The following is a 23,124-nucleotide window of genomic DNA, read 5'->3' on the forward strand; positions in this document are numbered from 1 at the left end:
GCTGAATACAAATGTTTAGATCTATCCATCCGGCCGTCTGCATGACGGCCGGTTTTTTTTTGATTCTCCTGTTGCAATGCCTTAGCGGGCCAGGTTTCTGGTTGCTTGCGCTGCTGGTTGGCGCAATCAGTCTGTTGCTGGCGAAGACGCCTACCTGGCGTACCTGGCGGCGTATGCGCTTCATTCTTCTTGCTCTGTTCATCCTGTTTGCCTGGCAGACGCCTGGAAGTCTCATGTGGCCGCAAGCAGGGGGCTTCAGTCCGAGTCGCGAAGGGGTGTTGCTAGCCCTTGAGCAGTCCTTGCGCCTGCTGGCGGCTGCTAGCGTACTGGCTGTTCTGCTCGTGGTGCTTGATAAGTCAGCCTGGATGAATGGTCTGCACAGTTTGATGAAACCCTTGGTTGTGCTTGGGGTTAGTGTGGATCGCTTCATCCTGCGCCTGCGTCTGGTGCTCGATCATCTTGCTGTGGATGCGGGAAATTGGCGCGAAATCCTCATGGCTGCCCCAAGGGAGCAGGATTTGACCCCTCTGGGTTGGGAGCTGAAATCCTTGTCCGGGACTGACCTGGCGCTGATGATGCTCATGCTGTTGATTGCGGGAGGTTGGCTATGGCTCGCATAGTGCTCGGCCTGGAGTATTGTGGCGCCGCTTTTGAGGGCTGGCAGACTCAGCGTCACGGACGCACGGTGCAGGATTGCCTGACCCGTGCGGTGAGTGAAATAGCAGGCCAATCTGTACAGCTACAGTGCGCTGGGCGGACAGATACGGGTGTGCACGCTGCCGTGCAGATTGCACATTTCGACACCACGGTTTGCCGCCCTGCAAGTGCGTGGGTGCGTGGCGTGAACGCTCACTTGCCGGAAGGGGTGGCGGTTAATTGGGCGCAGGAGGTTGCGGAGGACTTTCATGCTCGTTTTTCCGCCCTGGGCAGGCGCTATCGATACGTGTTGCTTAATCGACCCGTGCGCAGTGCGCTCCTGCATGGCCGGGTTGGCTGGTTTCATTCGCCGCTGGATATTGCTGCAATGCGGGCAGCGGTGCAGTACCTGCATGGGGAGCATGATTTTTCTTCCTTCCGGGCGGCTCAGTGTCAGGCCAACTCGCCAGTGAGGAATTTGCGCGAGGCCTGTGTGATACAGAGCGGGCCGTGGTTTGTATTCGACTTCGAAGCCAATGCCTTCCTTCATCACATGATCCGTAACATGGTGGGGGCGCTGGTGTATGTCGGCAAGGGCGCCTGTTCTCCAGAATGGCTTGGCGAGCTTTTGGCGATGCGCAATCGCCGCCTGGCGCCGCCGACTTTTGCGCCGGATGGTTTGTATCTTGCCGGGGTGGAATACCCGGATCGCTGGAATCTGCCGGACGGAGGCCGTATCATCGCGCCCCTGTTCCTGCCTACAGGACTCTGAATCATGCGAACCCGCATCAAGATTTGTGGACTGACTCGCATCGAGGACGTGAAGGCGGCTGTTGTTGCCGGAGCGGACGCGATCGGTTTCGTGTTTTATCCGCCCAGTCCGCGCGCCGTAAATATTGAGCAGGCGCGCGAGCTTTGCGCGGTTTTGCCCCCGTTCGTGAGCAGCGTGGGCTTGTTCGTTAATGAGGCTCCGGAACGGGTGCGCGAGGTACTGGCGGAAGTGCCGCTATCTTTGCTGCAGTTTCATGGCGAAGAGGACGCTGCCTATTGCGCATCCTTTGGCCGTGCCTGGATGAAAGCGGCTCGGGTGAGGGCGGGCTTCGATCTGTTAAACTACGCGGCTCGTTTTCCGGGGGCGGCTGGCTTGCTGGTTGATGCTTGGGTCGAGGGTTATGGTGGCGGTGGCGAAGTGTTTGACTGGAGCCTTCTTCCTGAGACCTTTCCGGTGCCACTGGTGCTGGCTGGTGGCTTGAGCCCGGGGAATGTAGCGCAAGCTGTCCGCACGGTGCAGCCGTGGGCAGTGGATGTGAGTAGTGGTGTCGAAGCGGCCAAAGGAATCAAGGACCGCGCCCTGATGGAAGCTTTTGTTGCTGGAGTGCGTGAAGCAGATGGCCGAAAACAATTCCTCGTATAACTTCCCCGATCTGTCTGGCCATTTTGGCCAGTTTGGCGGCATTTATGTCGCTGAGACCCTGATTCCAGCGCTGGATGAGCTGCGCGTCGAGTACGAGAAGGCCATCCGGGATCCGGAGTTCATGGCCGAGTTTCATTACGAACTGAAGCATTACGTGGGGCGCCCAAGTCCTCTTTACCACGCCAAGCGTTGGTCTGAATTGCTCGGAGGGGCGCAGATCTATCTCAAACGTGAGGATCTGAATCACACCGGCGCTCACAAGGTGAACAACACCATCGGTCAGGCCTTGTTGGCTCGCCGCATGGGTAAAAAGCGCGTGATTGCTGAAACTGGCGCTGGTCAACATGGTGTGGCTTCGGCGACTGTGGCGGCCCGTTATGGCCTCGAGTGTATCGTTTATATGGGGGCTGAGGACGTGGCCCGCCAGGCGCCGAACGTGTTCCGCATGAAGCTTCTGGGGGCGACCGTGGTGCCGGTGGAAAGCGGCTCCAAGACTCTCAAGGACGCCATGAACGAAGCCATGCGTGACTGGGTCACCAACGTCGATTCCACCTATTACATCATCGGCACCTGTGCCGGCCCGCATCCGTATCCGCAACTGGTGCGTGACTTCCAGTCGGTGATCGGCGAAGAGTGCAAAGTGCAGTGCGCCGAGCAGCTGGGGCGTCAGCCCGATGCTGTGGTGGCCTGTGTGGGGGGCGGGTCCAATGCGATTGGTATTTTCTACCCCTACATCGAAGTGCCGGGGGTGCGCCTGATCGGAGTCGAAGCTGGTGGCCATGGTATCGAAACCGGCAAGCATGCCGCCCCGCTGACGACCAATGCCCGTCCTGGCGTGCTGCATGGCCAGCGCGTCAATCTGATGCAGGACGAGAACGGCCAGATCGTGGATACCCATTCGATCTCGGCAGGTCTGGATTATCCTGGCGTTGGCCCCGAACACTGCCACCTCAAAGACATCAATCGTGCCGAGTATGTGGCCGCGAATGACGATGAGGCGTTGGCAGCCTTCCACGATCTGTGTCGTTTCGAGGGCATCATTCCTGCGCTGGAATCAAGCCACGCACTGGCCCATGCCGCCAAGATGGCCAAGGATATGAGCTCTGATCAGGTGATCGTGGTGAATCTGTCCGGTCGTGGCGACAAGGATATTCCGACCATTGCCCGTCTCGACGGCATCGTCCTGTAACCCGGCTTCAGATACATCATGTCCCGTATTCAGAACACTTTTTCCCGCCTGCAGGCCGAAGGCCGCAAGGCATTGATTCCCTACGTCACTGCAGGCGATCCGAATCCGGCGGCAACGCTGGGGCTGATGCACGCATTGGTTGAGGGGGGCGCCGATATCATCGAGTTGGGCGTACCGTTTTCCGATCCAATGGCGGATGGCCCGGTGATCCAGCGTGCTGCCGAGCGTGCGCTGAAGTTCGGTACCAGCCTGCGTCAGGTCATCGCGATGGTGGCGGAGTTCCGCAAGACCAATACCGATACGCCGGTGGTGCTGATGGGCTATGCCAATCCGCTCGAGGCCATGGGCTATGAGGTTTTCGGTGAGCTGGCATCCGTGGCAGGCGTGGATGGTGTGCTGACCGTTGATCTGCCGCCTGAGGAGGCTGTTGAGCGTGTGGCCGTGCTCAAGCGTTTCGGCGTTGCCCCGATTTTCCTGCTGGCCCCGACCACCCCTGTCAGTCGCATGCAGGCTGTGGCGAAGCTTGCTGAAGGCTATGTTTATTACGTTTCCCTGAAGGGGGTGACGGGCGCAGCAAACCTGGATGTGGCCAATGTGGCAGCCAAGCTAACCGAGTTGCGCGCGCATATCTCCCTACCGATCGGTGTGGGCTTCGGTATCCGTGATGCCGCGTCGGCTCGTGCCGTAGCTGCCGTCGCGGACGCTGTGGTGATCGGCTCGCGCATCGTGCAGGAAGTGGAGCAGGGCGAAGAAGGGCTGAACGCCCGTGTCCAGGCCTTTTTGGCTGGCATCCGTTCTGCCATGCGGCCTGAGTAATTTAAGATTGAAGAGGTATTGATATGAGCTGGCTGACCAAACTCCTGCCCCCGAAGATCAAGCGCGACCAACCGGTGCGCAAGTCGATCCCGGAAGGTCTATGGATCAAGTGTGATAGTTGCGAGGCGGTGCTGTATCGCTCCGATCTCGAAGCCAGCGAACATGTGTGCCCGAAATGTGGCCATCACAAGCGCATCCGTGCGCGCGCGCGCCTGGATCTGTTGCTCGATCCGGAGGGGCGTTTTGAGATTGGCGCGGAAGTCGTGCCGGTCGATCCGCTGAAGTTTCGCGACAGCAAGAAATACGTTGATCGTCTGGTGGCCGCTGCCGAAGATACCGGTGAAGCCGACGCGATGGTGGTCATGCAAGGCGCGATCAAGACCGTACCGGCCGTGGTTGCCGTATTCGAATTCGACTTCCAGGGCGGCTCGATGGGCTCGGTGGTCGGCGAGCGTTTTGTGCGCGGCGTGAACGCGGCTGTTGAGCAGGGACTGCCCTTCATTTGCTTCACCGCCACCGGCGGTGCGCGCATGCAGGAAGGCCTCTTTTCCCTGATGCAGATGGCCAAGACGACGGCTGCTATCACCAAGCTGTCAGCCAAGAAGCTGCCCTTCATTACTGTGCTGACCGACCCGACCATGGGCGGTGTGTCGGCCAGTTTCGCTTTCATGGGTGATGTGGTGATGGCTGAGCCGAATGCGCTGATCGGTTTTGCCGGCCCGCGCGTGATTGAGCAGACCGTGCGTGAGAAGCTTCCTGAAGGTTTCCAGCGTTCCGAATTCCTGCTCGAAAAGGGCGCCATCGACATGGTGGTGGATCGCCGCGAACTGCGCGATCGGCTGTCCCAGGTTATTACCTTGTTGTCCCGCCAGCCGGCGGTTGCCAACGGCTGATTCATGCCCGCAGCATTTGCCACGCTGGAGGCCTGGCTGGCGCACATTGAGGCGCAGCATAGCCGGCCGATCGACTTGGGCTTGGACCGTGTTGCTCAGGTGCGCGATGCGCTTGGCGCTAGCTCGTCGGCTCGAGTCATTACGGTGGGTGGCACCAATGGCAAAGGATCGACCTGCGCCATGCTGGAAGCCATTCTGCATGCGGCAGGCTACCGAGTGGGGCTTTACACATCTCCTCACCTGCTGCGTTATAACGAGCGCGTACGCATTGATCTGCAGGAGGCGAGTGATTCTGATCTGTGCGCAGCTTTCGCTGCGGTAGATGCGGCCCGTTGCGCCAGTGCAGAGCCGGTTCCACTGACCTATTTCGAGTACGGTACGCTGGCGGCCTGGTGGCTGTTCTGCCAGAAAAATCTTGATGTGATCATTCTGGAGGTAGGTCTGGGCGGTCGGCTTGATGCCGTCAACACCCTTGAGCCGGATTGCTGCATCGTGACCGGCGTAGCCATGGATCACATGGATTATCTGGGCGACACGCGTGAAAAGATCGGCTTCGAGAAGGCGGGTATCTTCCGTGCCGGCAAGCCCGCAGTGTGTGGTGATCCACAGCCGCCGGAGAGTCTGCTTGCGTACGCCCGGGCCATCGGAGCCGATCTGCGCCAGCAGGGCAAGGATTATGGCTTCACGGGTGACAAGACGCAGTGGAGTTTCCAGGGGCGTGCCCAGCGACGCAACAGCCTGGCCTATCCGGCCCTGCGTGGCGCCAATCAGCTGTTGAATGCATCGACTGTGCTGGCCGCGCTGGAGTGTCTGCAGGAAAACTTACCGGTCCCCATGCAGGCGGTACGTCAGGGACTCATGACGGTTGAGCTTCCTGCGCGGTTTCAGGTGCTGCCAGGCCGGCCCGCTGTGGTGCTGGACGTGGCGCACAATCCACAGGCTGCTGCCGTGCTGGCCGACAATCTATCCAATATGGGCTTCTTCCCGGATACCTGGGCGGTATGCGGGATGCTGGCTGACAAGGATATTGCGGGGAGCCTGCAGCATATGCTTCCGCGGGTCGATCACTGGTTGCTGTGTGACCTGCCGGGGCCGCGTGCGGCCAGTGCCGCGCAACTGGCTGAGGTTCTGGATGCGTCTGGCTGCAAGGCCAGTCTTGCCTGTTTTGCGAGCCCGGCCGAAGCTTTTGCCGCAGCGCGGAAGCAGGCTGCCGAGGGTGATAGAATCGTGGCCTTTGGTTCCTTCCTGACCGTGGCCGACGTGATGTGTGCGGCTGCTTCCCGGTGAGTTTTCATGGCTGAAAACGACGTCCAGCTCGATCTCAAGAAACGCGCCCGACGCCGTCTGGTAGGGGCCATTGCATTGGCTCTGGTGGCGGCCATCGTGCTGCCGATGGTGATGGACAGCGAGCCCGCCCCCGGTTCTCAGGAGCTCTCGATCCGTATACCCAGCCAGGAGGGAGGTAACTATGCCTCCCGCTTGATCGCCGGAGCGGCTCCGCCACCCGTTTCACCGGTTTTGCCTGTCCAGTCAGTGCCTGCCGCCAAGCCTGCGGAGCTCGCCCCGGCCGTTGCGCAAAGTGCTGTAGTCCCTCCTCCTGTTCCTGAAGCGCCCGCCCAAAGTGCGCCCAAGCCTGCTGTCAAACCGCCTGTGGAGGCGCAGCGTGCGCGTGACATTCTTGAAGGGCGCAGTGATAGCAGTGCTGCTGCCCGGTCTGCCGAGGCCAAGCCAGCTGAGCCTAAACCCGCTGAGCCCAAGCCTGTCGTGACGGGGAAGTTCTTCGTGCAGCTGGGGGTGTATCGCGAGGAAGCCAATGCGCGCGAGGTGGCGACTCGGGCCTCATCCAGCGGAGTGAAGGCGAGTCTGGAGAAGCAGGCGGATCGGACCCGCGTGCGCGCCGGTCCTTATGCTGATCGCGCAAGTGCCGATAAAGTCGTGGAGAAGCTCAAGAAAGCGGGTCTTAACGGAATCGTGACAAGCAAGTGAGCGTCGGAGCGTGACGCTGTTTGATCACATCTTTCTGGTCTTGCTCGCGCTGAGCGCGTTGCTGGGCTTATGGCGTGGGCTGGTTGGCGAAGTATTTGCGCTGCTGGGCTGGATCTTCGCGCTGGCCACCGCCTGGTACTGTGCGCCCCTGGGCGTTCCGATGTTGGCGGGTGCGGTGGAAACGGAGTGGGCTCGCTGGCCGCTGGTCTTTTTGGCGGTGTTCGTTACGGTCTTGTTGTTGCTGGCCTTGCTGAGATTCCTGTTGCGGGAGCTATTGAGTGTGGCAGGCCTCGGTGTGTTGGATCGTATGGCAGGGGCCGGTTTCGGTGTGCTGCGCGCGCTGGTTCTGGCCTTGCTGCTGGTGGCAGCAGCGGGCATGAGCAGCCTGCCGAAAGAACAATGGTGGCGCGGATCAACTTTCGCACCGCCGCTGGAAGTTGCTGTACTGGCTGTCAAACCCTGGCTCCCCCGGGATCTGGCAGATCGAATCAAGTATTGAATACAGGTGAAGAAGGTATGTGCGGAATCATCGGCGTAATGGCCAAAGGCCCGGTCAACCAGTTGCTTTACGATGGCCTGCTGGTCTTGCAGCATCGCGGTCAGGATGCCGCCGGTATCGCCACCACGGAGTCCGGTCGTTTCCACATGCACAAGGGTTCCGGCCTGGTGAGCGAAGTCTTCCGCACTCGCAATATGCGTAATCTGGAAGGTAACTGGGGGATCGGCCACTGTCGCTATCCGACTGCTGGTTCGGCCTTCAATGCGGCAGAAGCCCAGCCTTTCTACGTCAATTCGCCCTTCGGTCTGATGCTGGCACACAACGGCAACCTGACGAACTCGGATGAACTCAAGCGCGAGATGTATCTGGGCGATCTGCGTCACATGAACACCAACTCTGATTCGGAGGTGCTGCTCAATGTGCTCGCGCATGAGTTGCAGGTGGCCTCGAACGGTGCATTCCGCCTCGACGAAGACACCATCTTTACCGCTGTGGCGGGTACTCACAAGCGTGCTAAGGGTGCCTATGCTGCGGTAGTGATGATTGCAGGTTATGGCCTGCTGGCTTTCCGTGATCCGCACGGGATTCGGCCGCTGATTCTCGGCGCGCATGAAACGCCTGAGGGCACCGAGTACATGGTGGCCTCCGAATCGGTCGCGATGGATGTGCTTGGCTTCAAGACTGTGCGCGATATCGCGCCGGGTGAAGCGGTGCTGATCGATACCCATGGCAAGCTGTCTACACGCCAGTGCGCGGATATGCGCAGTTTCGCACCCTGCATGTTCGAGTATGTGTATCTGGCTCGCCCTGATTCGATCATCGACGGTATTTCGGTCTACGAGAGCCGCGTGAAAATGGGCGTGTATCTGGCGGAGAAGATCAAGCGCGAATACAGCCATCTCAAGATTGACGTGGTGATTCCGATTCCAGACTCCAGTCGTTCGGCGGCGATGGAGTTGGCAAGCCATCTCGGCGTGTCGTATCGCGAAGGCTTTGTGAAGAATCGCTACATCGGCCGAACCTTCATCATGCCGGGCCAGGCAGTGCGCAAGAAGTCGGTGCGCCAGAAGCTCAATGCCATGCATCAGGAGTTTGTCGGCAAGAACGTGCTGTTGGTGGATGACTCCATCGTGCGCGGTACCACCAGTCGCGAGATCATCAACATGGCGCGCGAAGCCGGAGCAACCAAAGTCTTCATGGCCTCCGCTGCGCCACCGGTACGCCATGCCAACGTGTACGGGATCGATATGCCCAGCAAGAACGAGCTGATCGCTGCTTTCCGCGATGCCGATCAGGTGGGCAAGGAAATCGGGGCCGATGCGATGATCTATCAGGATCTGGAAGACCTGAAGAAGGCTGTCGGTGATTTGAATCCGGCCATTGAGCAGTTCGAGTGTTCCTGTTTTGATGGTGTGTATGTCACCGGCGATGTGACTTCCGCTTACCTCGATAGCGTTGAGGGTGGGCGTGGTGCGGCCAGCAAGGCGGCTGACGATGACGCTGAGCAGCTCGATCTGAATCTGATGGCAGGCGCCAGCAACTGAGTCTGGCTTTGCTGCTGAAACGACAAGCCCCGGCTGATGACCGGGGCTTGTCGTTTCAGCTGGCCGAATTCAGCCGCCGCGTGCAATGAGTCCCTCTGGTCCGGCTTCCAGCCAGGTGGCCTTGCCGTGCCAGTCAGCGAGCACCCAGCGCTGGCATTCGCGCCCGTCCACTGCCAGCGTGTGGCAGGCCGGCTGGTGTGTATGGCCGTGAATCATGATATCTGCGCTGGTTGTGCGGAAGACCTCGGCGATCGCGTCGGCATTCACGTCGGAGATTTTTCTTTCTCCGTACTTTTGCCGGTTCATGACGCTGCGTTGGCGAATGCGGCGCACGATGGCACGCCGTACAAAGTAGGGCAGATTGCGTTGCAAAGCCTGAATGAAGGGCGAGCGGATGCGGCGGCGATAACGCTGGTAGGCGACATCATCCGTGCACTGCGCATCGCCGTGCAGCAGCACCAGACGTTTGCCCTCAAATTCGAGTAGCGCGGGTTCAGACACGATACGGGCGCCGCTGCGCGCTTCGAAAACCTTGCCGAGCATGAAGTCGCGATTGCCTACCACGATGCGGACGGCAACGCCGCTGCGGTAAAGCTCGTTCAGCGCATCGGCGATGCTGGCCGGAAAGGCTTCGCGCAAATCGTCGTCGGCTGTCCACAGTTCAAACAGATCGCCCAGAATCCATAGTTCGCGAGCCTGGCGGGCTGGGCCAGCGAGAAACTCTAGGAAAGCCTGTGCTGTTTCCGGTTCTGCGGCTTGTAGATGCAGGTCGGAGATGAAGAGGATCAAGGTGTGAAGTCCGGTAGATGAAAGAACGCCGGCTCGAAGCCGGCGTTGCTCAAATCGGGTGGTGAGGAATCAGACCACTTCCGCTTTGGTGATGACAACTGCTTCCACCGGCACATCCGAGTGATAGCCGCTGCGACCGGTCTTGACTGCGCGGATCAGGTCGACGACATCCATCCCTTCCACAACCTTGCCGAATACGGTGTAACCCCAGCCCTGCACGGATTCGTTGCGGAAGTTGAGGAAGTCGTTATCGACGGTATTGATGAAGAACTGGGCGGTAGCTGAGTGCGGATCCGAGGTGCGGGCCATGGCGATCGTGCCGCGTTCGTTCTTGAGGCCGTTGTTGGCTTCGTTCTTGATCGGTGCTTGAGTCGGTTTCTGGCTCATGTCCGGCAGCATGCCGCCACCCTGGATCATGAAGTCCTTGATAACGCGATGGAAGATGGTGCCGTCATAGTGGCCGGCCTCCACGTAAGCAATGAAATTTTTGGTGGATTCGGGGGCTTTTTCGGCGTCGAGTTCGAGGGCGATGATGCCGTGGCTGGTGTGCAGCTTGATCATGTAGGGCTCCGGGGGAAAAACGGCCCCGGATGGGGCCGGATGGTGAAAGTTATTTGGCGGCAGGTGCCGGCAGTAGCTTCATGCTCTGGATGGTGACGGGCTTGACCGGAACGTTCTGATGCATGCCGGCATTGGTGGTCGGCACGCTGCGGATCCTGTCGATCACGTCCATCCCTGTCACAACCTTGCCGAATACGGCGTAGCCCCAGCCGTCCTGGCCCGGGTAATCGAGGAAGTTGTTATCCACTGTATTGATGAAGAACTGGGCGGTGGCGGAATGCGGGTCGCCGGTGCGGGCCATGGCAATGCTGCCGCGAACATTCTTGAGGCCGTTGGCGGCTTCGTTCTGGATCGGGGCCTGCACGGACTTCTGGCTCATGTCGGCGCTAAAGCCACCCCCCTGGATCATGAAATCCTTGATCACGCGGTGGAAGATGGTGCCTGCGTAATGGCCGCTTTCAACGTACTTCAGGAAATTGGCAACGCTCTTCGGCGCGCGCTCGGCGTTCAACTCGAGGGTGAATTCGCCTGCGCTGGTGACGACCTGAACGCGGGGTGCTGCAGTCTGGGCGGCAACGGGCAGAGCTAGGCAACTCAGCAACAGCATGGTGCAGCGCATCAGTCGGATGATCGTTGTGCTCATGTTCAGGCAACTCCTTCGTAGATGATTTTCCAGCGCCCGTTTTCCTTGCGCCAGTATTGGCGCTTCTTGGCGACATTGTTGAGATTGCTGCTGCGGTACTCCTGCTCGAAACTGACCATTACCATCTCATCCTGGCTGCCCGGGTTGCGTAGCACGCTCAGATTGCGCAGCTCGACTTTGACCCAGGTTTTTCCAGCAGTGACTTCACGTTTCTGACGTGCCCAAGCTTCAAAATCCTGATCATTGGTCTTGAAGCGGGTGGAGTAGTGGGACAGGTAGCGCGAGACGTCGCGGCTCTCCCAGTCGCGCCGCCAGTCGTCGATAGCCTGATTCAGTGCGCTGCGCTCGTTTTGCCAGTCATCCAGCGACAGCCATTCGATGCCGTTGCTGATGATCACTGGAGTGACACCGATCTGCAGATAGGTGGAAAGAGCGTCCAGGTCTTGGTTGGCCAGTACGACGCAGCCTTCCGAGGCCTTGGGCGGGCGGGCGAAGGTATCGCGTGGTACCCCGTGCAGCCAGATGCCGTGACCGTTGCGCCCCTGCATCTTGTCCCATTCATTGGGATAGTTGAGCGGGAAGGCACGCTTGCCGTAGAAGTCGGTGAGCTTTTCTGGCGGCATCACGCTGGTGACCTGGTAGAGGCCAACCGGGGTTTTGTTGTCACCCTCGCGCTGCTTCTCCGCGCCAGCTTTACCCTGACTGATATACCAATCCGCGACGAAGACCGGGCGGCCTTTTTCGTTGCGATAAAGATAGAGGCGAGACTGCTTGGTATCGACCACTACCGCATGGTTCTGATCTTCGCGCATCTGCAGCAGATAGCGGGGCACTTGATTCTGTGCCGGGCGATTGCGATAGCCCTGCAAGCGTGCAATGGCTTCTTCACGCAGATCACGCAGTTTGTCGGCGGGCGCGCCTGCAGCATTGCCAAAGGTTGCCAGTGGCTGGGTGCGCGCAAGTAGCAGATCGCCACGGATCAGGTGAGCGAGCCGGAAATTCGGATAAAGCCCGAGCAGGTTTTCGGTGCGTGCCAGCGCGACATCGAGCTTGTTCTGCTCAATGTCACGAATGATCAGAGTGATCGTGGCATCCGGACCAGCATCCGATACGCCGGCGTAGAGTCCGGTGGGTGCCCAGGCGGCCGAGGAGACGATGAGCGCCGCACAGGCGGCGATGCGGTGCAGCTTGCTGCTGAACAGGTGCTTGAGTGTGCGGGTCAACGTCCGATCCGTTCCTGTTGAATCTGCCAGCGACCATTGCGCAGGATCATTTCAAGGGTCTTGCCACTGGCAGACTTGAAGCTGGCAGACTGGTAGTTCTGCTTGAAGCGGACGATGGCACGGTCGCCATTGAGCTTGATGTCTAGTTCGCTGAGCGTAACCTTGATGGCTCCTGGCTTGCCGACCCGATCGATACGTTCTGCTTCCCAGGCGCTACGGGTCTTGCCATCCGGCACGTCAAAATCCCTGGCGTAGTAGCCCAGATACTCCTTGGTGTTTTTCTTCGACCAGGCCTCCGCCCAGGACAGAACTGTGCTGCGTACGGCACGCTGATCGTTGTCTGCTGTAGCAGGTTTGGCCGGCGCTTCGGCCACGGCGCTGGAACTCGCTGCGGAAGCTGCAGGCTTGCTGCTGGCTGCAACGGCTGCCGTACTGCTCGCGGCCTGCACCGGTTTGACGGCAGGAACTTCAGGTGCGGCGGTGGGGGCTGGCGTGGTGACGGCAACGGTGACGGGCTTGGTCGGTGTGGCAGGGCGGGCGCCGGCCGTGCTGATATCGCGCAGCAGGTTCAGCTTGGCCTGTGCATTGCTGTTGCTTGAATCGATCTGCAGGGCGCGGTCATAGGCCTGACGGGCCATCTTTGCGTAGAGATCGCCCAGATTCTCGTGCGCTACGGCATACGAGGGATGGGTGCGGATAGCCATTTCGAGCGCGGCCTTGGCCTTGTCAAACTGCTTCTGCTGGGCGTAGATGACGGCCAGGTTGTTATAGGGTTCGGGGAGTTCCGGGGCTTCTTCAGTGAGCTTCACGAACACCACGGCAGCGTCATCGAGACGATTCATCTCGGCGAGAATCACGCCTTTCAGGAAGCGCGCCTGACGATCTTTGGGGGTGCTGGCCAGCACACGGTCGATCTTGTCGAGGGCCTGGCTGCGCTGGCCTTGAGCGAGCAGGGCCTGGGCTTCGCTGAGTGTGGCCTGGGCAGCAGCAGGAGCGGAGAGCGCAGCAGTCGAAAGAGCCAGCAGTGCAGTGATGCAGATGCGGGAGCAACGGGAGATCGAGTGGCGCATTATGGTAGAGTCGGTCCGGTTGTGCGTGGGTCGGCAGAGTGCGAGCGCGATTTTACTATGCTCTGTCCCCAATCCCAACGCATTCAAGGAGGATGTCCTTCCGGACGCGCCCGGAGACCCTCATTCCCACAGACTGTCTTCGTCGAATCATGCTCAGGATCCACAATTCGCTCGCCCGCGAGAAGCAGGCCTTTACGCCCATTGAACCCGGCAAGGTGCGCATGTATGTGTGCGGCCTCACGGTTTACGACTATTTTCACATCGGTAACGCTCGCACCCTGACCGTGTTTGACATGGTCTATCGCTGGCTGACGGCCGCCGGCTACGAGGTGAAATATGTGCGCAACATCACCGATGTGGACGACAAGATCATTGATCGCGCGAACAAGAATGGCGAGCCGATCGAGGCCTTGACCTCCCGCATGGTGACGGCCATGCATGAAGACTGCGACCGCCTGTTGATGCTGCGTCCCTTGGCCGAACCGCGTGCCACCCAGCACATTGACAACATGCTGGGGCTGATCGGCGATTTGGTGACCAATGGAAAGGCCTACCCAGCCAGTAATGGCGATGTTTACTACGCCGTGCGCGAGTTCCCGGGGTACGGCAAGCTTTCCGGCAAGTCGATTGACGATTTGCGTGCAGGCGAGCGTGTGGCGGTGGATGGTCACAAGCGAGATCCGCTCGACTTCGTGTTGTGGAAGGCGGCCAAGCCACAGGAGCCGCATTGGTGTTCGCATTACGGCGAAGGCAGGCCGGGCTGGCATATCGAATGCTCGGCGATGAGCCGGGCCGAGCTCGGTGAAACCCTGGATATCCATGGCGGTGGTTGGGACTTGCAGTTCCCGCACCACGAGAACGAGATCGCCCAGAGCGAGGGGGCTTCCGGCAAGCCTTTTGTGAATTACTGGATGCATGCGGCTTTCCTCAACATGGACAACGAGAAGATGTCCAAGTCGCTGGGGAACGTGTTTACGACGCGTGCCGTACTCGACAAGCTCGATCCAGTACAGGGCGGCGAGGCTGTACGGTTTTTCTTGCTGCGCGGCCATTACCGCTCCGAGATCAACTACACCTGGGACATCCTGCAGGATGCGCGTGGGGCACTGGTCTCGTTGTACACCGCCTTGCGCGACGTTCCGCCAGCTGAGTTTGAGCTTGACTGGACTGAGCCCTACGCCAAACGTTTCTTCGACGCGATGTGCGATGACTTCAATACGCCGATGGCTTTTGCGGTGCTCTTCGAGTTGCGCAACGAGATCAACCGCACGCGCGACGCGAAACTCTCCGCGCTGTTGTGCGCGCTGGGCGGCACGCTGGGGTTCTTGCAGGCGGATCCGGCGGCTTTCGTGCAGGGTGAGGCGGCGGGAGACGAGGCCGCCGAGATCGATGCCCTGATTGCGGCGCGCAATGAAGCGAAGAAAGCGAAGAGTTTTGCTGAAGCCGATCGCATCCGTGATGAAATCAAGGCACGTGGCATCGTGCTTGAGGACGGTGCCGGCGGTACCACCTGGCGCCGCGCTTGATGTAAATCTGCTGCGCGGGGCAAGCCCGAAACTGTAGTGCTCGGCCTACCCCCGTAGGCTGGCGCTCCTTCTTTCGGCCTTGTCCCCGCGCGTTACGATTTCCATTCAGGCGCGGATCGACTGCGATTGAAATCTGGAGATTAGTCATGCAGGTCTATCTCGTCGCCAATCCCAAGGGTGGGGCCGGTAAAAGCACGCTGGCCACGAATCTGGCTGGCTTGTTGGCCTGGCGTGGTGGTGCGACGGGGCCTGCGACAGTGATGCTGGGGGATGTTGATCGCCAGCAGTCCTCGCGTCTATGGCTCGCACGGCGTCCTGCCGTGTTGCCGGTGATCCGGCCATGGGACTTGAAGCCGGATCGCGCCGCGCGCCCGCCCGCAGGGACAACACATGTGGTGCTCGATACTCCAGCGGCGTTTCATGGCGACAAACTCAAGGAGTGCCTGAAGCTGGCTACACGCGTGCTGGTACCGGTGCAGCCTTCGATGTTCGATATTCTCGCTACGCGTTCATTCTTCGATGAGCTCGCCGAGCTCAAGGCGGCACGCGGTGTGCAGGTAGCATTGATTGGCATGCGCGTGAATGAGCGCTCCCGCGCCGCCGCCGAATTCCTGCGTTTCGTGGAAGGCAGTGGCCTGCCATTGGTGGCCTGCCTGCGCGATACGCAGAACTATGTGCAGCTGGCTGCCCACGGCATGAGTTTGTTTGACATCGCGCCCGCGCGGGTCGCGCGCGATCTCGAGCAGTGGCAGGCGATCGCGGCGTGGCTGGGCGTGAACTGCTTGCCGCCAACACTGGATTGATCAGCTGAGCCGCTGCTCGATCGCTTCCCACAGCCCGATCGGGTCATTACTGCCTAGCATGAACTGCTTGCCGTCCTTCAGCGTGATGGCCACTGCATCCCGTCCGGATACGTTGTAGAGCCAGCCACGCTTCGTGTAGTGGATACCGACGCCGTCCCATAACCGGGTACGGACGATTTCCGCACGGGCTACGTCGGCTATGGGAACCGCTTTGCGGATCAGACCGGGACCAAAGTGCCAGTGCAGCTCATCGTTCGACACACGGATCGTCAACGACGAAAACAGCATGAAGGCGATAAGAAAAATCGAACTGATGATCCATAGGCTGAAACCATATTCCTTGCGGCTGATGGCTGCGAGCAGGCAGATCAGCAATGGGATGCCAACCATTACCGCCAGGGTGCGGGCTGGTTGGCGATTGGAATAAGTCTGCAGGTTGTGTTTCGGGCGGTTCTGGCGTTGCGGGCGACGGCTGGGTTTGCTCATGAGTGTTCCGAGTGCTTGAGGATGCTGGCTGCGAGCTGTTCGATGCCGGCCGTGGAAAGGTCGTTTGTCTTGCAGCGCTGTGTTTGCGGGAAACGGGTGAAATTACGATTCTGTGAGCGTGTGTAGAGCGGATAGTAGTGTATCGGCGTAGAGCACAGACAGTGCTCGTGCCAGTACCCAGTCTTGCCAGTGGCTGAGTGTTTCGTTGGCTTGCAGCCCCTTGAGAAAGCCCAGTTTCTGAGCCAGTTCGGCAGACTGCTTGCCGAGCCAGGCATAGTCACGCAGCAGATATTCGACACGCGCCTCGCGGCTAGTTTCGATTTCGATGCAAAGGGCTGCACGTATCCGCTCGATGAGAATTGCAGGTACGAACAGGGTGAAGATCTTGCGGCTCTCCGCTTCGACAAAAACTGGGCGGACCAGATCGAAGCACATCAAGGTCTGCTCAATCAGGTTTTAGAACCATTTCTGAGCGGGTTGGGGCTGGCTTGGCCGGCCACCGAGCACAGAGCCCTTGTGTGCCGCCAGGCCTTCCAGATCAGCACTTGAGCATCTTGAGCGGTACACCGATCATGGCCCTGGCTATTGTCGACATGCCGCTGGATAAGTTGCCGCCCAAAGTGATTGGCAAGGTGCTCGAGGGCGATGCCAGCATCTGCCGCGAAGTGGGCTTCCGATCGCAGGCTGGCGTTCGATTGATGTGCTGGGGCCGTTCTATGGCCTGGTTGCGCTGGGGCGGGTGGAACCCGACAAAGTGCGCTGCAATGCCGACGCTCAAGCGGGGGAGTACTCATCCCGGGCTAACCGCTCGGAGTGGGGGGCTCTCTGCCGCACTTAAGAAGGAGCGGCTGGACGCACCAGGCTATGCCGAGATGGTCCGCCACACAACCCAGCTCAATCGGGTTGGCCCCTTGCTGGTAGCCCTCGATGGCGTACATGCGATTACCAATGTGACCGACTTTGGCCTAGCCGGCCACCTGCTCGAAATCTGTCGCGGTTCGCCGTTGGCTGCAACGATCGAGTTTGCCCGTATCCCACGGATTGCTTCGGCTGAAGTCTTTGCCTGTGAGGGGCTGCGTACCGGAGCCAGTCCGCGCAACTGGAAGGTCTATGGTCAGGATGTGCGCTTGCCGGTAGTCTGTCCGGACTGGCAGCAGATCTTTGCTGACGGATCCGCAGACCCGCGGCGGTTTGTTGGTGAGTTGCGCTCCGTCCGTCGCCGAGGCGGCCTTGCGGGTATTCCATGACAACGGATTTGAAGTGGCGAGCGTTATTGGACACTTGATCAACGGCGCACCGGAGTTGTTGGTGAGATGATTGCCTGTTTCGAATTCTTTTAATCGTGAGCGTCCCTAGAAGGCGCCAGGGCCGGGAGTTAATGCATGAAGAAAACGACGATTGTGCTGTGCCTGCTCGGTCTGTTCGCCTTCGGGGCACAGGCCGAGGTTTATAAATGGTTGGATGCTGACGGCAAAATCCAGTACGGCGATACGCCGCCCAAGGATGTCAAGGCTAGCAAGGTGTCTGGCGGCGTTACGGTGATGCCGGCTTTCACGCCGCCGCCTGCAGCGCCGTCACCGGAAGCTGCCAAGGCCGCGTCGAAAGCGGTGGGGCCGGCGGCGGGGGGGATTACCACCAAGCCAGAGCAGGAGAGCGCCAGCAGCGCCGCACCGGTGTCGGATGTCGAGGCGGCTCGTCTGCGGATGATCGAAGCCTGCAAGCGCAATCGCGGGGTGGATTGTGAAGACAATGTTGATGCCCAGCTCTACGGCCAGGGCGGCAGTTCAACGGTGTATGTACCGGTACCCGGCTGGAGTCAGCCGCCGATTCGTCCGACACCCAAACCTCCGGCACAGTCCAGTTCGTCTTCAAAAACGGCAAAAATGGCTAAGGAGCCCGCAAAAAAATCCAATAGCACCAAGGCTGACGGCTTGTGAGTACGGCTACTTGCGCAGCAGCGGTTTGAGCGCTGACCACACGTTGGCGAGGATCAGAGGCTGGGCCTCTGCGGTGGGGTGAAGGTTGTCGCCCTGGAATAGCTCGCTGCGCTCGGCGAAGCCTTCCATCATGAAGGGCAGAAGGGCCGTCTTGTACTGCTGCGCGAGCTCACTGTAGGTCTGCTGGAACTTTTGGGTGTAGACCGGGCCGAAGTTGGGCGGCATGCGCATGCCGATCAGCATCACCCGGGCGCCGCTGGCCTGAGCGCTGCGGATCATGGCATCAAGGTTCTTGCGCATGGCCGGCACCGGCAGGCCACGCAGGCCATCGTTGGCTCCCAGTTCGATGATGATGATGGACGGCTTGTCGCGGGTCAGGGCTGCAGGCAGGCGGCTCAGTCCGCCAGCACTGGTCTCGCCGCTGAGACTGGCGTTGATTACCGTGTGGCGGTAGCCTTCGGTGGCCAGCTTGCGGCTCAGCAGTTGCGGCCAGGCTTGTTCCTGGGCAATGCCGTAGCCGGCTGAGAGGCTGTCGCCCCATACCAGGATGTTTGCCGCCAGGGCATTTTGAATCGAGCAGATTGCAAACAGGATGATGATGAAACGAGACATGCCTAAGGGCTCCGGGCCAGTGCTGGAAGTGAAAGGGCTTGCCAAGACGGTTGCCTTGGCCGATGGCGGCAAGCTGGACATCTTGCAGCAGATCGAATTTTCGGTCGAGGCCGGAGAGACGCTGGCCATCGTTGGCGCTTCGGGGTCGGGGAAATCCACCTTGCTCGGACTGCTGGCCGGCCTCGATGTTCCCAGTTCGGGGGATGTAAAGCTTGGCGGGCAGAGTCTCTATGCCCTCGATGAGGACGGGCGAGCAGCCTTGCGCGGGCGCATGATCGGTTTCGTGTTCCAGTCCTTTCAGCTCTTGCCGGCGCTGACGGCACTGGAGAACGTCATGATGCCGTTGGAGCTGGCTGGGCGCAGCGGTGCGAGGGAGCTTGCGCGGCAATGGCTGGACCGGGTCGGGCTCGCTGCACGGGCCGGGCATTATCCGAAGCATCTTTCCGGTGGTGAGCAACAACGGGTGGCGCTGGCGCGTGCTTTTGCCATGCAGCCGGCCTTACTGCTGGCTGACGAACCGACAGGAAATCTGGACGGCACCACCGGCCGGCACATCATTGATCTGCTTTTCGAGCTCAATAGGGAGTCCGGTACTACGCTCTTGCTGGTGACGCATGATGATGGACTGGCCCATGCCTGTGGTCGCAGCATCCGCCTGCGCAGCGGCTGCATGATCGAGGCGGAGGCCTTGCTGGCGGATTGACCGCTAGGGTGGCTGTCATGCCGCCGTCAGCCGGGCGTGGGAGAATGCGGGCCTGTTTGTGCTTGTGCCTGGTTCGATCCATGATTACCCGCGAAAAACTTCTTGCCTTGCTTCCCCGCCTGCGTCAGCTGGCAGCACGCCGTAGCGTGAAAATTGCTGCCGCCAGTGTGTTGGGCTTGCTGGTGCTGGCTTGGCTGGGTACGCCGCCCTTGCTGCGCTGGGCCGTGGAGACTCAAGGCAGCGCAGCGCTCGGGCGCAAGCTCAGCGTGGAGCGGGTGAGCTTCAATCCGCTGCGTTTGTCGGCGCGCCTGGAAGGGTTGCGAATCGCTGAGGCGGATGGGCAGAGTGATTTTGTGGCCCTCGCTGCCGTCCAGGCGAACGTTTCCACCGCGTCGCTCTGGCATCGTGCCCTGGTGCTTGATGCCTTGCGCGTGGAGCAGCCGCGGCTGAAACTGGTGCGGATCGAGGCGCAACGCTTCAACTTCAGTGACATCCTTGAGCGCTTTGCTAAGCCCTCTGCCGAGCCCGCCCCAGACGCTGCGCGCTTTTCGCTCAACAACATCGAGCTTGAAGGGGGGGAGATCGAGTTCGACGATCGCCCGCTCGGCAAGCAACACCATGTCCGCGCGCTGGCCCTGGGCTTGCCTTTTCTTTCCAACTTGCCGGCCCGCGTCGAAAACTTCGTCAAGCCGAGACTGGCCTTCGACCTCGAAGAAAGCTCCTTTGAGTTGCTTGGTGAGCTCAAGCCTTTTGCCGATCGTCGCGTGGCTACGCTGGATGTGGACATCGAAGATCTGGATCTCACCGCCTACCTCGCTTATGTGCCGGTGAAGCTGCCGGTGCGCATAGAGCAGGCTCATTTCGGCTCCGCCCTGCGGTTGCACTGGGAGGATGCTTTGGGCGACAAACCTGCTGCGTTGGCGGTGAGTGGTCGTTTCGGTCTCAAGGACTTGAAGATCAAGGAACACTCCGGCGCCGATCTGCTCGCAGTGCAGAGCCTGCAGGTGGAGCTTGAGCGCGTGGAGCCGATTGCCAGCCAGCCTTTGCTGCATGTGCGTGCGTTGAATGTCGAAGCGCCGCAGATCGAATTGTTGCGCGAGAAGGACCGTCGCTTCCGTCTAGAGCGCCTGGCCACGGAATTTGTCGCGCCTGCGCGCAAGGTACAACCAAGCCCCGCCGCGAAAACAGAAGTGAAAGTGGCCGCGCCGCGCGTGCTGATCGACAAATTGAGCGTGAGCCATGGGCGCCTCAATTGGCGCGACGAAGCCGTGCCCGGCGGTTTTGCACTCAAGCTCGATCCTTTTGAGGTGCAACTGAGCCAATTCGATCTTGGCACTAGCAAACCCGCCAGTTTTACCTTGCAGGCGGCCAGCGAAAAGAGCTTGCGCATCGATCTGCAGGCCCAACTGAACGTACTAGCCGAAACCTACAGCGGCCATTTTGCGTTTGCCGGCATGCAGCTTGAACCCTTGCGCCCCTACTATCAGGCCGCCTTGCCGCGCGCCTTATTCAAGGGCGAAACGGCGCTGGCGGGCGAGTTCAGCGTGGTACCCGGCAAGGCTGGTCCTGCAGTCAGGCTCGACAAGATGGCGCTGGATCTGCGGGATTTCAGCCTTGCAGATGCGGCTGCAAAGCCGGACAAGGCCGGTCAGCGCAGCATTCTGCTGAAGGTACCACAGACTCGTGCGGAGGAAATGCGCATGGATCTTGAACTTCGCGAACTCCATATCGGCCGTTTCAGCAATCGTGGCCTGCAAGCCATGCTGCTGCGTGATGCTGACGGCGTGCTGAACCTGGCAGACATGTTCCAGAGCCATTCGAATGCTGATTCAAAGGCCCGCAAGGTGCTCAAGGATCGCCTGGAGCGTGCGGCTGAAGCAGTGCTGGAGGCCGCTCCGGCGGCCGAACCCGAGCTGCCCTGGCAATTCAGTGTGGGTAGGGCCGAGATCAATGAGGGCGGCGTGCGCATCGAAGATCGCAGCAGCAGTGTGCCGGTTGTCGTGGATGTGCGCGAACTGGGGCTGAGTCTGCAGGACTGGAGTTCTCGGCGCAATGCCCAAGCCAAGGCAAGCCTGAGCGCGCGCATCAATCGCAACGGGCGCATGAATGCGGACGCTGCGTTCTCTACCGAGCCGCTGCGCGGGCGCGTAAATCTCGACCTGAGTGCGGTGGAGTTACTGCCTGCCCAAGCTTATCTTGAAGATCAATTCCGCGTGCTGCTCACCCGAGGTACGTTGACTGCGAAAGGAAAACTTGATTTCGATCTCGCCAAAAGCCAGCCGGATATCCGTTTTGCCGGCGCGCTGGCGGTAGATGATTTCAACATGCTGGACCGGGTGAATGAAGAGGACTTCCTGCGCTGGAGGCGCCTCGCGCTGCAGGACATGAGCGTGCAGACCGAGCCGCTGGGCTTCAGCAGTCGCGAAATTCGTCTGAGTGACTTCTATACCCGCCTGATTCTGGATGCGCAGGGGCGTTTGAACCTGCGCGAGATCACAGCCCACGAAGCTGCTCAGATGGCCGCTGCGCCGCAAGCTGCACAGTCGGCGGCGGCAAGTGCTGTGAACAAACCACTGCCTAAGGTCAGGGTAGAGCGCATTGTGCTGGAGAAGGGTCAGGTGCGTTTCAGCGATCGTTTCGTGAAGCCCAATTACGATGCCAATCTGCTTGCTCTGAACGGCAGTCTGGGAGGGCTATCCTCGGATGAAAGCTCGGTGGCGCTGCTCGATCTCGGCGCCAGCCTGGATGGCGCGGCGCCGGTGAAGGTGAATGGCAGCCTCAACCCTTTCCGCCAGGATGGCTTCCTCGATATTCAGGCTCAGGTACGCGACGTGGATCTCACCTCTGCGTCGACCTATGCCGGCCGCTACGTGGGCTATGGAATCGATAAGGGCAAGTTGTCGATGGATGTGCAGTATCAGATCCGCGATCGCCGGCTCACTGCGAAAAACAGTGTCAAGCTGGATCAGCTGACCTTTGGCGACAAGGTTGAGAGCCCGGACGCGACGAAGTTGCCTGTGCTGTTTGCGGTCTCCCTGCTGAAGGACCGCAACGGCATGATCGATATCAATTTACCCATCAGTGGCTCGCTTGACGACCCGGAATTTTCGGTCGGAGGCGTGATCATCAGGGTCATTACCAATCTGATCGGGAAGGCAGTGACAGCGCCCTTCGCCTTATTGGGCTCGATCTTCGGCGAAGAAGCGGAGGCTCTGGCATGGGTGGATTTCGAGCCAGGTTCGGCGACGCTAAACAAGGCGGCACTCGACAAGTTGGGGGGGCTGGCCAAGGGTCTGACGAGCCGGCCGGTGCTGAAACTGGAGATCGCCGGTAGTGCCGATCCGGCATCCGACACGACGGGCCTCAAGCGTGCCCGCCTTGAGGCCCGGGTGCGCGCCCTTAAAGCTGAGCAACTGGTTCGGCGCGGCGACAGTGTTGATCAGGTGGATGCCTTGCAGATCGAGGCTGCGGAATATCCGGCACTGCTCAAGCGTGTGTATGAAAGCGAGAAAGTCGATGCTCGGCCGCGTAACGCGCTGGGCATTCTGAAGGATCAGCCGCCTGCCGAGATGGAACGCATCCTGCTGGCCAGCTTCGCGATTACCCAGGCCGACCTGCAGACTTTGGCCAGAACGCGGGCACAGACTGTGCGGGCGTATCTGCTCGAGAAAAATGGCGTGGATCCGGCGCGGGTTTTTCTCGTAGCCAACCGGGAAGCGGAAGAGGGTAAGCCTCTGCAAGCCCGCGTCGAATTCATGTTGCGCTGAAGCAGAAAAAAAGCCGCCTCCAGACCG

At 60.1% G+C, this 23,124-nt stretch carries 24 protein-coding genes; 16 read left to right on the forward strand and 8 right to left on the reverse strand.

The genetic code is table 11. From position 1 onward, the window contains the following. The first annotated feature begins 11 nt into the window (after nucleotides 1–11). The 10 genes from C0V76_RS12260 to purF are packed head-to-tail and all read left to right on the forward strand — an operon-like array spanning nucleotide 12 to nucleotide 8,977. Nucleotides 12–620 (forward strand): CbiQ family ECF transporter T component, encoded by a 609-nt coding sequence (locus tag C0V76_RS12260; RefSeq protein WP_101942682.1) that lies wholly within the window; start codon nucleotides 12–14, stop codon nucleotides 618–620. Continuing rightward, the gene (gene truA / locus C0V76_RS12265) at nucleotides 608–1,408 is read left to right on the forward strand and encodes a tRNA pseudouridine(38-40) synthase TruA (protein ID WP_101942683.1); all 801 of its coding nucleotides are present in this window, start codon (nucleotides 608–610) and stop codon (nucleotides 1,406–1,408) included. Before C0V76_RS12260 ends, truA begins: the two co-directional genes overlap by 13 nt. Then, entirely contained in the window at nucleotides 1,409–2,050 is a 642-nt protein-coding gene (locus C0V76_RS12270) for a phosphoribosylanthranilate isomerase (protein ID WP_101942684.1), read from the forward strand. Continuing rightward, entirely contained in the window at nucleotides 2,025–3,239 is a 1,215-nt protein-coding gene (gene trpB / locus C0V76_RS12275; protein ID WP_101942685.1) for a tryptophan synthase subunit beta, read from the forward strand. Before C0V76_RS12270 ends, trpB begins: the two co-directional genes overlap by 26 nt. A gap of 18 nt (nucleotides 3,240–3,257) precedes the next feature. Beyond that, nucleotides 3,258–4,055, forward strand: a complete 798-nt coding sequence (gene trpA / locus C0V76_RS12280; RefSeq protein ID WP_101942686.1) for a tryptophan synthase subunit alpha — start codon at nucleotides 3,258–3,260, stop codon at nucleotides 4,053–4,055. A gap of 23 nt (nucleotides 4,056–4,078) precedes the next feature. Beyond that, nucleotides 4,079–4,948 carry an acetyl-CoA carboxylase, carboxyltransferase subunit beta gene (gene accD / locus C0V76_RS12285; protein WP_101942687.1) on the forward strand — a complete coding sequence of 290 codons (870 nt, stop codon included), beginning with the start codon at nucleotides 4,079–4,081 and terminating at the stop codon, nucleotides 4,946–4,948. Between the two features lie 3 nt (nucleotides 4,949–4,951). Beyond that, entirely contained in the window at nucleotides 4,952–6,235 is a 1,284-nt protein-coding gene (folC, locus tag C0V76_RS12290) for a bifunctional tetrahydrofolate synthase/dihydrofolate synthase (protein WP_101942688.1), read from the forward strand. Between the two features lie 6 nt (nucleotides 6,236–6,241). Next, nucleotides 6,242–6,934, forward strand: a complete 693-nt coding sequence (locus C0V76_RS12295) for an SPOR domain-containing protein (RefSeq protein WP_101942689.1) — start codon at nucleotides 6,242–6,244, stop codon at nucleotides 6,932–6,934. A 10-nt stretch (nucleotides 6,935–6,944) separates the two neighbouring features. Next, a complete protein-coding gene (locus tag C0V76_RS12300) occupies nucleotides 6,945–7,433 on the forward strand; it encodes a CvpA family protein (protein ID WP_101942690.1) in 489 nt (162 codons plus the stop codon). 17 nt (nucleotides 7,434–7,450) lie between these two features. Continuing rightward, on the forward strand, nucleotides 7,451–8,977 hold the full coding sequence (gene purF, locus C0V76_RS12305) for an amidophosphoribosyltransferase (protein ID WP_101942691.1): 1,527 nt from the start codon (nucleotides 7,451–7,453) through the stop codon (nucleotides 8,975–8,977). Nucleotides 8,978–9,046: 69 nt separating this feature from the next. Here the strand turns inward: purF and C0V76_RS12310 are convergent, their stop codons facing one another. From C0V76_RS12310 to C0V76_RS12330, 5 genes are all read right to left on the reverse strand, one after another. After that, complete coding sequence (locus C0V76_RS12310; protein ID WP_101942692.1) at nucleotides 9,047–9,766, reverse strand: UDP-2,3-diacylglucosamine diphosphatase; 720 nt, start codon at nucleotides 9,764–9,766, stop codon at nucleotides 9,047–9,049. A gap of 69 nt (nucleotides 9,767–9,835) precedes the next feature. Continuing rightward, nucleotides 9,836–10,327, reverse strand: a complete 492-nt coding sequence (locus C0V76_RS12315) for a peptidylprolyl isomerase (RefSeq protein ID WP_101942693.1) — start codon at nucleotides 10,325–10,327, stop codon at nucleotides 9,836–9,838. A gap of 49 nt (nucleotides 10,328–10,376) precedes the next feature. Then, complete coding sequence (locus tag C0V76_RS12320; protein WP_371460173.1) at nucleotides 10,377–10,970, reverse strand: peptidylprolyl isomerase; 594 nt, start codon at nucleotides 10,968–10,970, stop codon at nucleotides 10,377–10,379. A 2-nt stretch (nucleotides 10,971–10,972) separates the two neighbouring features. Then, on the reverse strand, nucleotides 10,973–12,193 hold the full coding sequence (locus tag C0V76_RS12325; protein ID WP_254048232.1) for a murein L,D-transpeptidase family protein: 1,221 nt from the start codon (nucleotides 12,191–12,193) through the stop codon (nucleotides 10,973–10,975). After that, nucleotides 12,190–13,263 (reverse strand): tetratricopeptide repeat protein, encoded by a 1,074-nt coding sequence (locus C0V76_RS12330; protein WP_101942695.1) that lies wholly within the window; start codon nucleotides 13,261–13,263, stop codon nucleotides 12,190–12,192. Before C0V76_RS12330 ends, C0V76_RS12325 begins: the two co-directional genes overlap by 4 nt. Nucleotides 13,264–13,412: 149 nt before the next feature. On the opposite strand from C0V76_RS12330, the gene cysS reads away from it, so the two are divergent. Together cysS and C0V76_RS12340 are read left to right on the forward strand one after the other, a co-directional pair. Next, nucleotides 13,413–14,789 carry a cysteine--tRNA ligase gene (gene cysS / locus C0V76_RS12335; RefSeq protein WP_101942696.1) on the forward strand — a complete coding sequence of 459 codons (1,377 nt, stop codon included), beginning with the start codon at nucleotides 13,413–13,415 and terminating at the stop codon, nucleotides 14,787–14,789. A 146-nt stretch (nucleotides 14,790–14,935) separates the two neighbouring features. After that, nucleotides 14,936–15,592 carry a ParA family protein gene (locus C0V76_RS12340; RefSeq protein ID WP_101942697.1) on the forward strand — a complete coding sequence of 219 codons (657 nt, stop codon included), beginning with the start codon at nucleotides 14,936–14,938 and terminating at the stop codon, nucleotides 15,590–15,592. On the opposite strand, the gene C0V76_RS12345 is transcribed toward C0V76_RS12340, so the two are convergent. Both C0V76_RS12345 and C0V76_RS12350 read right to left on the reverse strand, forming a co-directional pair. Then, nucleotides 15,593–16,078 carry a hypothetical protein gene (locus C0V76_RS12345; protein ID WP_101942698.1) on the reverse strand — a complete coding sequence of 162 codons (486 nt, stop codon included), beginning with the start codon at nucleotides 16,076–16,078 and terminating at the stop codon, nucleotides 15,593–15,595. It lies immediately after the preceding gene. 102 nt (nucleotides 16,079–16,180) lie between these two features. After that, nucleotides 16,181–16,513, reverse strand: a complete 333-nt coding sequence (locus C0V76_RS12350) for a hypothetical protein (protein ID WP_101942699.1) — start codon at nucleotides 16,511–16,513, stop codon at nucleotides 16,181–16,183. A gap of 110 nt (nucleotides 16,514–16,623) precedes the next feature. Here C0V76_RS12350 and C0V76_RS12355 point away from each other — a divergent pair, with 110 nt between their 5' ends. Both C0V76_RS12355 and C0V76_RS12360 read left to right on the forward strand, forming a co-directional pair. Further along, a complete protein-coding gene (locus tag C0V76_RS12355) occupies nucleotides 16,624–17,325 on the forward strand; it encodes an AIR synthase-related protein (RefSeq protein ID WP_371460175.1) in 702 nt (233 codons plus the stop codon). A gap of 135 nt (nucleotides 17,326–17,460) precedes the next feature. Continuing rightward, a complete protein-coding gene (locus tag C0V76_RS12360; protein WP_101942700.1) occupies nucleotides 17,461–18,015 on the forward strand; it encodes a DUF4124 domain-containing protein in 555 nt (184 codons plus the stop codon). A 6-nt stretch (nucleotides 18,016–18,021) separates the two neighbouring features. Here the strand turns inward: C0V76_RS12360 and C0V76_RS12365 are convergent, their stop codons facing one another. Further along, nucleotides 18,022–18,627, reverse strand: a complete 606-nt coding sequence (locus tag C0V76_RS12365; RefSeq protein ID WP_101942701.1) for an arylesterase — start codon at nucleotides 18,625–18,627, stop codon at nucleotides 18,022–18,024. Between C0V76_RS12365 and C0V76_RS12370 the strand changes: the two genes are divergently transcribed. Next, nucleotides 18,614–19,330, forward strand: coding sequence for an ABC transporter ATP-binding protein (locus tag C0V76_RS12370; RefSeq protein WP_101942803.1), 717 nt, complete (start codon nucleotides 18,614–18,616; stop codon nucleotides 19,328–19,330). The two genes, C0V76_RS12365 and C0V76_RS12370, sit on opposite strands and share 14 nt — an antisense overlap. Nucleotides 19,331–19,410: 80 nt before the next feature. Next, nucleotides 19,411–23,097: a DUF748 domain-containing protein gene (locus C0V76_RS12375; RefSeq protein WP_158239238.1), complete on the forward strand. Its 3,687-nt coding sequence runs from the start codon at nucleotides 19,411–19,413 to the stop codon at nucleotides 23,095–23,097. Nucleotides 23,098–23,124: the final 27 nt, after the last annotated feature.

The sequence above is a fragment of the Uliginosibacterium sp. TH139 genome (genome assembly GCF_002855595.1).
Lineage (GTDB): Bacteria > Pseudomonadota > Gammaproteobacteria > Burkholderiales > Rhodocyclaceae > Uliginosibacterium > Uliginosibacterium aquaticum.

Coding starts and splice junctions, on each gene's coding strand:
- C0V76_RS12260 (WP_101942682.1), top strand. CDS start 12: ATGTTTAGATCTATCCATCCGGCCGTCTGCATGACGGCCGGTTTTTTT.
- truA (WP_101942683.1), top strand. CDS start 608: ATGGCTCGCATAGTGCTCGGCCTGGAGTATTGTGGCGCCGCTTTTGAG.
- trpB (WP_101942685.1), top strand. CDS start 2,025: ATGGCCGAAAACAATTCCTCGTATAACTTCCCCGATCTGTCTGGCCAT.
- trpA (WP_101942686.1), top strand. CDS start 3,258: ATGTCCCGTATTCAGAACACTTTTTCCCGCCTGCAGGCCGAAGGCCGC.
- accD (WP_101942687.1), top strand. CDS start 4,079: ATGAGCTGGCTGACCAAACTCCTGCCCCCGAAGATCAAGCGCGACCAA.
- folC (WP_101942688.1), top strand. CDS start 4,952: ATGCCCGCAGCATTTGCCACGCTGGAGGCCTGGCTGGCGCACATTGAG.
- C0V76_RS12295 (WP_101942689.1), top strand. CDS start 6,242: ATGGCTGAAAACGACGTCCAGCTCGATCTCAAGAAACGCGCCCGACGC.
- purF (WP_101942691.1), top strand. CDS start 7,451: ATGTGCGGAATCATCGGCGTAATGGCCAAAGGCCCGGTCAACCAGTTG.
- C0V76_RS12315 (WP_101942693.1), bottom strand. CDS start 10,327: ATGATCAAGCTGCACACCAGCCACGGCATCATCGCCCTCGAACTCGAC.
- C0V76_RS12320 (WP_371460173.1), bottom strand. CDS start 10,970: ATGAGCACAACGATCATCCGACTGATGCGCTGCACCATGCTGTTGCTG.
- C0V76_RS12330 (WP_101942695.1), bottom strand. CDS start 13,263: ATGCGCCACTCGATCTCCCGTTGCTCCCGCATCTGCATCACTGCACTG.
- cysS (WP_101942696.1), top strand. CDS start 13,413: ATGCTCAGGATCCACAATTCGCTCGCCCGCGAGAAGCAGGCCTTTACG.
- C0V76_RS12340 (WP_101942697.1), top strand. CDS start 14,936: ATGCAGGTCTATCTCGTCGCCAATCCCAAGGGTGGGGCCGGTAAAAGC.
- C0V76_RS12345 (WP_101942698.1), bottom strand. CDS start 16,078: ATGAGCAAACCCAGCCGTCGCCCGCAACGCCAGAACCGCCCGAAACAC.
- C0V76_RS12350 (WP_101942699.1), bottom strand. CDS start 16,513: ATGTGCTTCGATCTGGTCCGCCCAGTTTTTGTCGAAGCGGAGAGCCGC.
- C0V76_RS12360 (WP_101942700.1), top strand. CDS start 17,461: ATGAAGAAAACGACGATTGTGCTGTGCCTGCTCGGTCTGTTCGCCTTC.
- C0V76_RS12370 (WP_101942803.1), top strand. CDS start 18,614: ATGAAACGAGACATGCCTAAGGGCTCCGGGCCAGTGCTGGAAGTGAAA.
- C0V76_RS12365 (WP_101942701.1), bottom strand. CDS start 18,627: ATGTCTCGTTTCATCATCATCCTGTTTGCAATCTGCTCGATTCAAAAT.
- C0V76_RS12375 (WP_158239238.1), top strand. CDS start 19,411: ATGATTACCCGCGAAAAACTTCTTGCCTTGCTTCCCCGCCTGCGTCAG.